The sequence below is a fragment of the Streptomyces sp. NPDC044984 genome, assembly GCF_040646935.1.
Taxonomy (GTDB): Bacteria; Actinomycetota; Actinomycetes; order Streptomycetales; family Streptomycetaceae; genus Streptomyces.
Genome location: NZ_JBEZBE010000056.1, coordinates 25578 through 32776, shown reverse-complemented (window position 1 = coordinate 32776; position 7199 = coordinate 25578). Strand labels below are relative to the sequence as shown.

Sequence of the window (7199 nt, the reverse complement as noted above, 5' to 3'; positions counted from 1 at the left end):
CCAGGCCAGGAGGAAGCCCATGCCGAGATTTCGGATGATGTTGAGCCACAGGGGCATCAGTTCCGCAGTACGGACCCCTGGAGGTCCGTACGACGCGGCCGTTCGCCATCTCGTCACACCGGGTCGCTGTGGGTTGTCGGTGGCGTCACGTAGGCTCGCAGACAGCCGGGCACGAGTGATCCGCGTCGAGGGAGGGGCCACGTGCTCATCGACACCTACGGCCGAGTGGCCACCGACCTGAGGGTCTCGTTGACCGATCGGTGCAATCTGCGCTGTACCTACTGCATGCCCGAGGAGGGTCTGCAGTGGCTGGCCAAGCCCGACCTGCTCACCGACGACGAGATCGTCCGCCTCGTCGGCATCGCCGTCACCTCCCTCGGCGTCGAGGAGGTCCGCTTCACCGGCGGCGAACCGCTGCTCCGCCCCGGCCTGGTCGGCATCGTCGAGCGCGTCGCCGCCCTGGAACCCCGTCCGCAGACGTCCCTCACCACCAACGGCATCGGGCTGAGGCGCATCGCGCCCGCCCTGAAGGAGGCGGGCCTGGACCGGGTCAACGTCTCCCTCGACACCCTGCGCCCGGACGTCTTCAAGACCCTCACCCGCCGCGACCGCCACCAGGACGTCCTCGACGGCCTGTCCGCGGCCCGCGAGGCCGGACTGACCCCGGTGAAGGTCAACTCGGTCCTGATGCCGGGGCTCAACGACGACGAGGCCCCCGACCTCCTCGCCTGGGCCGTGGAGCACGACTACGAGCTGCGCTTCATCGAGCAGATGCCCCTGGACGCCCAGCACGGCTGGAAGCGCGAGGGCATGATCACCGCCGGGGACATCCTCACCTCCCTGCGCACCCGCTTCGAGCTGACCCCCGAGGGCGACGAGGCACGCGGCTCCGCACCGGCCGAGCGCTGGCTGGTCGACGGCGGCCCGCACCGCGTCGGCGTCATCGCCTCCGTCACCCGCCCCTTCTGCCGCGCCTGCGACCGCACCCGTCTCACCGCCGACGGACAGATACGCACCTGCCTGTTCGCCACCGAGGAGACCGACCTGCGCGCGGCCCTGCGCTCCGGCGCCCCCGACGAGGAGATCGCCCGCCTCTGGAAGCTCGCCATGTGGGGCAAGAAGGCGGGCGCGGGCCTGGACGACCCGGCCTTCGTCCAGCCGGACCGCCCCATGTCCGCGATCGGGGGCTGAGGGGACGCCATCGAAGGCTGAGGGGACGGCATCGGCGGCCGAGAGCGCTAGGCCCCTTCCGGAGCCTTCCACTCCTCGAACCGGACGACGTCCTTCAGGAATCCGCGCACCCCGAGGAACTGCGACAGATGCTCGCGGTGCTCCTCGCAGGCGAGCCAGGTCTTGCGGCGCTCCGGCGTGTGCAGCTTGGGGTTGTTCCAGGCGAGCACCCACACGGCGGCGGCGCGGCAGCCCTTGGCGGAACAGATCGGCGTCTCGGGATCAGGGACCATCACACCGCCGACCCTAACCCGATCGGCGCAGTGCGAAATGCCGGGGAAAAGGCGACGCCGAGCAGCCACGGGGGGAGCTGCCCGGCGTCGGTCCGTCGCTCCGACGGGGGATGCGGAGCGCGTACGAAGTATGTCACGGGTCACCCCGCCCCCGGCACCGGAACAACATGATTGATCTGAGCTTTTCCTGAGCTTGGCGGGGAAGTGCCTTCCGCTTGACGCCCTTCTCCCTCACGCCCCGATCTTCACGACCGCTCGGGCCGCTCCGTTCGTGTACCCGGAGCCGCCTGTGACGCCACATCTTCCGCATCCGATTCCGCGGAACCGTCATTCGTCCGCGGCGGCGCGATCATCGGCCTCATCGGTGTCGTCACGAAGGTCGACGGCAGTGACGGCGCGTTTTCCCGCCCGGCGTTGGCGATCACCACCGCGATGTACGGCAGGACCATCCCGAGCACCAGCGCCACGATCGCGACGTGCCGCTCCACGTTCCACAGTGTCGCCGCGAGGATGACCGAGATCGTACGGACGGTCATCGAGATCACGTACCGGCGCTGCCTCGCCCGCACATCGTCATGGAGGCCCGCCCGGGCGCCGGTGATCCGGAACACCTGGACGCTGCCGCCGCCATGCTGCTTCCGCATCACATTCCACCATCCGCCCGCATCGGACCTTCCACCTACCTGACCGGCCGGCACCCCGTCCCGCGACACCGGGTCCGGACATGTCCACGTTACGCCGTGCCCGACCGGGTCACGAGGGCGGGTCGCCCCGCCCCGCGGCGCCCCGCCTGCGTCGTAGTGCGTACGGCATGCCCGACATGCGGCGTACCGCGTCTCGGCCGACACTGGCCGTAGTGCTCGCGTCAAGCCGTACGAGGAGGCAGCCATGGGCTGGTTGTGGGCGATCATCGTGGGACTCGTGCTCGGTCTGATCGCCAAGGCGCTGATCCCCGGCAAACAGCACATACCCCTGTGGCTGGCCACCATCTGCGGCATGATCGGCGCCATCGCGGGCAACGCCGTCGCGCGGGGCTTCGGGATCGAGGAGACGCGGGGCATCGACTGGGGCCGGCACGTCTTCCAGCTGGTCGCGGCGGTCGTCGTCGTCTTCTTCGTGGACATGCTGTACACCGCGATGAAGCGCAAGCGGGCCGAGCGGCACCACCAGCGGGCCTGACCCGGCACGGACGGCGACGACGGCGTACGACGGCGTACGGCGAGGCGGTTTCCGGCGTACGACGAAGGGGCGGCCTCCGGCACATGCCGGAAACCGCCCCGCACCAGCCCGTCGGCTCAGCCGGCCGTGACCTCCACCGCCGCCAGGTTCTTCTTGCCCCGGCGCAGCACCAGCCAGCGCCCGTGCAGCAGGTCCTCCTTCGCGGGGACGGCGTCCTCGGCGGTGACCTTGACGTTGTTCACGTAGGCACCGCCCTCCTTCACCGTGCGCCGCGCGGCCGACTTGCTCGGCACCAGACCGACCTCGGCGAACAGGTCGACCACCGGTCCCAGCTCGGCCACCTTGACGTGCGGCACCTCGGAGAGCGCCGCCGCCAGCGTGCGGTCGTCCAGCTCCGCCAGCTCGCCCTGCCCGAAGAGGGCCTTGGACGCGGCGATCACGGCGGCCGTCTGGTCGGCGCCGTGCACCAGCGTCGTCAGCTCCTCCGCCAGCGCACGCTGGGCGGCCCGGGCCTGCGGACGCTCCTCCGTCTGCCGCTCCAGCTCCTCCAGCTCCTCACGGGACCTGAAGGACAGGATCCGCATGTAGCCCGAGATGTCCCGGTCGTCCACGTTCAGCCAGAACTGGTAGAACGCGTACGGCGTCGTCATCTCCGGGTCGAGCCAGACGGCGCCGCCCTCGGTCTTGCCGAACTTGGTGCCGTCCGCCTTGGTCATCAGCGGCGTGGCGTAGGCGTGGACCGTGGCGCCTGGCTCCAGCCGGTGCAGCAGGTCCAGGCCGGCCGTGAGGTTGCCCCACTGGTCGCTGCCGCCCTGCTGGAGCGTGCAGCCGTACCTCCGGAACAGCTGGAGGAAGTCCATCGCCTGGAGCAGCTGGTAGCTGAACTCCGTGTAGCTGATGCCCTCGGAGGACTCGAGACGCCGGGCGACCGAGTCCTTCGTCAGCATCTTGTTGACGCGGAAGTGCTTGCCGATGTCCCGCAGGAACTCGATCGCGGAGAGGTTCTGCGTCCAGTCGAGGTTGTTGACCATCACGGCCGCGTTCTCGCCCTCGAAGGACAGGAACGGCTCGATCTGGCCGCGCAGCCGCTCGACCCAGCCCGCGACGGTCTCCGGCGAGTTCAGCGTGCGCTCCGCCGTCGGGCGCGGGTCGCCGATCTGGCCCGTGGCCCCGCCGACCAGCGCCAGCGGCCGGTGACCGGCCTGCTGGAGCCGGCGCACGGTGAGCACCTGCACCAGGTGCCCCACGTGCAGCGACGGAGCGGTCGGGTCGAAACCGCAATAGAACGTGACGGGACCGTCCGCGAGCGCCTTGCGCAAAGCGTCCTCGTCGGTGGACTGGGCGAACAGCCCGCGCCACTTCAGCTCGTCGACGATGTCCGTCACGGTTCTCGTGTCTCCTTGATGATCTTCGGCCGGCCGGATGACAGCCGGCCACGCATGCCTACGAGGTTATACGCCCTGGCTGACAGAGCTCATATTGAAATCGGGGACGCGCAGCGCCGGCATCGCGGCCCTGGTGAACCAGTCGCCCCACTCCCGGGGCAGCGTCTTCTCCGTACGGCCCGCCTCGGCGGCCCGGCCGAGCAGGTCCACCGGCGACTCGTTGAACCGGAAGTTGTTCACCTCGCCGGTGACCTCGCCGTTCTCGACGAGGTACACGCCGTCCCGAGTCAGCCCCGTGAGCAGCAGCGTCGCCGGGTCCACCTCGCGGATGTACCACAGGCAGGTCAGCAGCAGCCCGCGCTCCGTGGCCGCGACCATGTCCTCCAGGGACCGGTCGCCGCCGCCGTCCAGGATCAGGTTGTCGATCCCGGGCGCCACCGGCAGCCCGGTCAGGCCCGCGCCGTGCCTGCTGGTCGTCAGCCGGTTCAGCTCGCCCTCGCGGATCCACTCCGTGGCCGCCAGCGGCAGCCCGTTGTCGAACACCGACTGGTCGCCGCCGGAGGAGTGCGCGATCACGAACGGCGCCGACTCCAGACCCGGCTCCTCCGGGTCGCTGCGCAGGGTCAGCGGCAGCCCGGTCAGCCGCTCGCCGACCCGGGTGCCGCCGCCCGGCTTGGAGAACACCGTGCGCCCCTCGGCCGCGTCCCGCCCCGAGGCCGACCACAGCTGGTAGATCAGCAGGTCCGCCACCGCGGTCGGCGGCAGCAGCGTCTCGTACCGGCCCGCGGGCAGCTCGAGCCGCCGCTCGGCCCAGCCCAGCCGTACGGCCAGCTCGGCGTCGAGCGCCGCCGGGTCGACGTCCTTGAAGTCCCGTGTGGAGCGCCCCGCCCACGCCGACCGCGTATGGTCCGGCGACTTGGCGTTCAGCTCCAGGGTGCCGTTCGGCTGGTCGTGCCGCAGCCGCAGCCCCTCCGACGTGCCGAGGTAGCTGGAGACCAGCTCGTGGTTGGCGAAGCCGTACAGCTCCCGGCCACCGGCACGCGCGCGTGCGAACGCCTCGCCCAGCGCCGGGGCGAAGTCGGCGAACACGGCGGAGGAGGTCTCGGCCGGCGCCTCCGTGAACCCGGGGGAGGGGGCCACCCCCGTGACCAGCGGCTGCGCGTCCTCGGCCGGACCCGCGCCCCGCGCGGCCGCCTCGGCGGCCCGCACCAGCGGCTCCAGCTCGTCCACGGTCACCGCGGACCGGGACACCACCCCGGAGGCCGTGCCCTGCGCGCCGTCCACCGTGGCGATCACGGTGAGCGTGCGCCCGCGCGTGACACCGTTCGTGGTGAGCGCGTTGCCCGCCCAGCGCAGATTGGCGGTGGACTCCTCGTCGGCGATCACGACACAGCCGTCGGCCCGGGACAGCTCCAGAGCGCGCTCGACGATCTCGTACGGCTTGCTGGTGCGCGCGCTCATCGCCCGGCCTCCTGCGTCGTGTTGAGACTGTGCTTTCCCGGGGGACGACCCCCGGACCCCCAGCCGGTCCCGGTGCTGACGCTCATCGCCCGGCCTCCTGCGTCGTGTTGAGGATGTTGACTCCCTTGAAGAGGGCGGACGGGCAGCCGTGCGAGACCGCCGCGACCTGCCCCGGCTGGGCCTTGCCACAGTTGAAGGCGCCGCCCAGGACGTACGTCTGCGGACCGCCGACCGCCGCCATGGAGCCCCAGAAGTCGGTGGTCGTGGCCTGGTAGGCGACGTCCCGCAGCTGCCCCGCCAGCCGCCCGTTCTCGATCCGGTAGAACCGCTGCCCGGTGAACTGGAAGTTGTACCGCTGCATGTCGATCGACCACGACCGGTCCCCGACGACGTAGATGCCCCGGTCCACGCCCCCGATCAGGTCCTCCGTCGACATCCCCGCCGGATCCGGCCGCAGCGACACGTTGGCCATGCGCTGCACCGGCACGTGGCCGGGGGAGTCCGCGAACGCGCACCCGTTGGACCGCTCGAACCCGGTCAGCTTCGCGATCCGCCGGTCCAGCTGGTAGCCGACCAGCGTGCCGTCCTTCACCAGGTCCCAGGACTGCGCCTCGACGCCCTCGTCGTCGTACCCCACCGTGGCGAGCCCGTGCTCGGCGGTGCGGTCACCGGTGACGTTCATCAGCTCCGAGCCGTAGCGCAGCTTGCCGAGCAGGTCGAAGGTGGCGAACGAGGTCCCGGCGTAGGCCGCCTCGTAGCCGAGCGCACGGTCCAGCTCGGTGGCGTGCCCGATGGACTCGTGGATGGTCAGCCACAGGTTGGAGGGGTCCACCACCAGGTCGTACAGCCCCGGCTCGACGCTCGGCGCGCGCATCTTCTCGGCGAGCAGCTCCGGGATCCGCGCCAGTTCGTCGTCCCAGTCCCAGCCGGTGCCCGTCAGGTACTCCCAGCCGCGGCCGACGGGCGGCGCGATCGTGCGCATGGAGTCGAACTCACCGCTGGAGCCGTCGACGGACACGGCCGTGAACACCGGGTGCAGCCGCACCCGCTGCTGCGTGGTCACGGTCCCGGCGGTGTCGGCGTAGAACTTGTTCTCGTGCACGGTGAGCAGCGAGGCGTCGACGTGGTCCACCCCGTTCGCCGCCAGCAGCCGCGCGCTCCACTCGGCCAGCAGCCCGGCCTTCTCCCCGTCGGGCACGGCGAACGGATCGATCTCGTACGACGACACCCAGGTCTTCTCCGAGTGCACCGGCTCGTCGGCCAGCTCCACCCGCTCGTCCGAACCCGCCGCCCGGATCACCTGCGCGGACAGCTTCGCCATCGCCACCGCCTGCGAGGCGACCTTGGCGGCGGCGTCGAGGGTCAGATCCACCCCGGACGCGAACCCCCACGTCCCGCCGTGCACCACGCGCACCGCGTACCCGAGGTCGGTGGTGTCCGACGACCCGGCCGGCTTGGCATCCCGCAGCCGCCAGGACGCGCTGCGCACCCGCTCCAGACGGAAGTCCGCGTGCTCCGCCCCGAGCGCCCGCGCCCGCGCGAGCGCCGCGTCGGCGAGCGCGCGCAACGGCAGCGCCAGGAATGACTGATCGACCTCATGGGCCACGAGCGGCCTCCCCTTCTCACCCTCGCGAGATGTGCTCAACCGTCAGCAGTGAACCACGAGCGCCCCCGGGGGACGTGACGGACGGCCGCCGTGGTGCGCCACTCG

At 71.2% G+C, this 7199-nt stretch carries 7 protein-coding genes; 2 read left to right on the top strand and 5 right to left on the bottom strand.

What is annotated here, in order from left to right:
- Window positions 1–201: 201 nt before the first annotated feature.
- The gene (moaA, locus tag AB0A94_RS36020) at window positions 202–1191 is read left to right on the top strand and encodes a GTP 3',8-cyclase MoaA (RefSeq protein ID WP_361750885.1); all 990 of its coding nucleotides are present in this window, start codon (window positions 202–204) and stop codon (window positions 1189–1191) included.
- 47 nt (window positions 1192–1238) lie between these two features.
- On the opposite strand, the gene AB0A94_RS36015 is transcribed toward moaA, so the two are convergent.
- Window positions 1239–1463, bottom strand: coding sequence for a hypothetical protein (locus tag AB0A94_RS36015; protein WP_361750890.1), 225 nt, complete (start codon window positions 1461–1463; stop codon window positions 1239–1241).
- A gap of 245 nt (window positions 1464–1708) precedes the next feature.
- Entirely contained in the window at window positions 1709–2107 is a 399-nt protein-coding gene (locus tag AB0A94_RS36010) for a DUF3099 domain-containing protein (RefSeq protein ID WP_361750889.1), read from the bottom strand.
- Between the two features lie 244 nt (window positions 2108–2351).
- Between AB0A94_RS36010 and AB0A94_RS36005 the strand changes: the two genes are divergently transcribed.
- On the top strand, window positions 2352–2642 hold the full coding sequence (locus AB0A94_RS36005; protein ID WP_361750883.1) for a GlsB/YeaQ/YmgE family stress response membrane protein: 291 nt from the start codon (window positions 2352–2354) through the stop codon (window positions 2640–2642).
- 116 nt (window positions 2643–2758) lie between these two features.
- Here the strand turns inward: AB0A94_RS36005 and tyrS are convergent, their stop codons facing one another.
- The 3 genes from tyrS to AB0A94_RS35990 form a co-directional block, all read right to left on the bottom strand.
- On the bottom strand, window positions 2759–4027 hold the full coding sequence (tyrS, locus tag AB0A94_RS36000; protein WP_361750881.1) for a tyrosine--tRNA ligase: 1269 nt from the start codon (window positions 4025–4027) through the stop codon (window positions 2759–2761).
- Window positions 4028–4093: 66 nt separating this feature from the next.
- The gene (locus tag AB0A94_RS35995; protein WP_361750879.1) at window positions 4094–5488 is read right to left on the bottom strand and encodes a metallopeptidase TldD-related protein; all 1395 of its coding nucleotides are present in this window, start codon (window positions 5486–5488) and stop codon (window positions 4094–4096) included.
- An 82-nt stretch (window positions 5489–5570) separates the two neighbouring features.
- A complete protein-coding gene (locus AB0A94_RS35990; protein ID WP_361750877.1) occupies window positions 5571–7094 on the bottom strand; it encodes a TldD/PmbA family protein in 1524 nt (507 codons plus the stop codon).
- Between the last annotated feature and the right edge of the window lie 105 nt (window positions 7095–7199).